1 protein-coding gene is annotated in these 1,660 nt (G+C 53.9%); it reads left to right on the plus strand.

Going from position 1 to position 1,660, the window contains the following annotated elements:
• Positions 1-400 precede the first annotated feature (400 nt).
• Positions 401-1,630, plus strand: a complete 1,230-nt coding sequence (locus tag CORAM0001_RS11240; RefSeq protein ID WP_425265871.1) for an IS30 family transposase — start codon at positions 401-403, stop codon at positions 1,628-1,630.
• Positions 1,631-1,660: the final 30 nt, after the last annotated feature.

Below are 1,660 nucleotides of genomic sequence, written 5' to 3' on the forward strand. Positions count from 1 at the left end.
GGATTCTAGGGGTCGTGGAAACACCTGACATCAGTTAGGTAGTTTCATGGGTTCGATTTGGCAGCCGGAGGCTGCTGTCGTTGAGCGGTTGTGCTCGCTAGTCAGAGCAGGTAGTTCGGTTCGCGCCGCAGCCGGTGTGCTGGAGTTGCCGCTTTCGGTGGCCTACCGGCTGGCACATCAGCACCAAATACCTCTGCGACAGAAACGAAAGACACACTCGGCGGAATATGCCGAAGTAAAAAGGCTATGGCTTCAGGGGCTAGCCCCAATGGATATTGTGCGTGCCTCGTCGGTTGGCTCAAGTGTGGTCTATCGCATTGGCATCGAGCTTGGTTTGTGGCGGCGTAACCCGCATGGTCGCAGAGCTGCAGCAACGACGCGGCGTTGTGGGTATCTCATACTGCGTACCAATGCTTTAAGCCGTAAAGATGCCGCCACAGCGTGCGGCATCGATAGACGTGATGCCTTAGATATCGATAAAGGACTTATCAAGGTAAGAAATATTCGTGTGCCGTTTGTTCCAGACGGGCCGGATACGGCGTTATATAACAGGCTTATGCAGGTTATCCCGTATGTTGACGGTCGTCAGGCTGTTCCTGTTCATGTCATCCCGCAAGAGCGAATCGATCGCCGTATTTCCTCCCGTTACCTGTCGATTGAAGAACGCGAGATGATCTTTGATCTACAACGGCAGGGCCGAGGCGTCCGAGAGATCGCCAGACGACTCGGCCGCAGTGCCGGCACCATCAGTAAAGAGCTCACACGCAATAGAGATGAGTTTGGTGTGTATTTGCCGTCGCATGCTCACCGTAAATCAGTGCTGCGCAGGTTCCGCCCTAAGCAACGCAAACTCGATGCGAACCCGAAACTGCGCGAGGTGGTGTGGATGATGTTGAAGGGCAGATACTCACCCGAGCAAATCTCTGGGCGGTTGCGTAAGGAATATCCAGACGATGACACTATGCATGTGAGTCCTGAAACCATCTACCAATCATTGTTCTTCCAGGCTAAAGGCGAGCTGAAAAAAGAAATTGCAGCTGCGCTGCGTCGTGGTCAAACACAACGCAAACCTCGTGGCCAGCGTGTTCCACGTAAGCGTTTTGTTGACCCGATGGTGATGATTTCCGACCGCCCAGCAGAAGTCAACGATCGAGCTGTCCCCGGCCATTGGGAAGGCGACCTCATCCTAGGGAAAGGAAACAACTCAGCAATCGGCACTCTTGTCGAACGCACCACACGGTACGTGATGCTGCTGCATCTGCCTGATGGGCACAGCGCAGTCGAGGTACGAAATGCCCTAACCAAAGCCATCGACACGTTACCCGCACACCTTAAAGGCTCCCTAACCTGGGACCAAGGCAGTGAAATGGCAGGACATAAAGCATTTTCCATCGCAACTGACTGCCCAGTGTATTTCTGTGACCCCGGCTCCCCCTGGCAACGAGGCTCAAACGAAAACACTAACGGACTGCTGCGCCAATACTTCCCGAAAGGAACAGACCTCAGTGTCTACTCAGAAGAAGATCTCGAATTCGTTGCCATGCAACTAAACCGGAGACCTCGAAAAACCCTCGACTACGACACCCCAGCCGAACGGATGGCCCAACTGCTAGCATCAACCGAAACATAGGAAGTGTTTCCACGACCCCTAGAATCCGCC

It is taken from the genome of Corynebacterium amycolatum SK46 (assembly GCF_000173655.1).
Taxonomy (GTDB): Bacteria; Actinomycetota; Actinomycetes; order Mycobacteriales; family Mycobacteriaceae; genus Corynebacterium; species Corynebacterium amycolatum_A.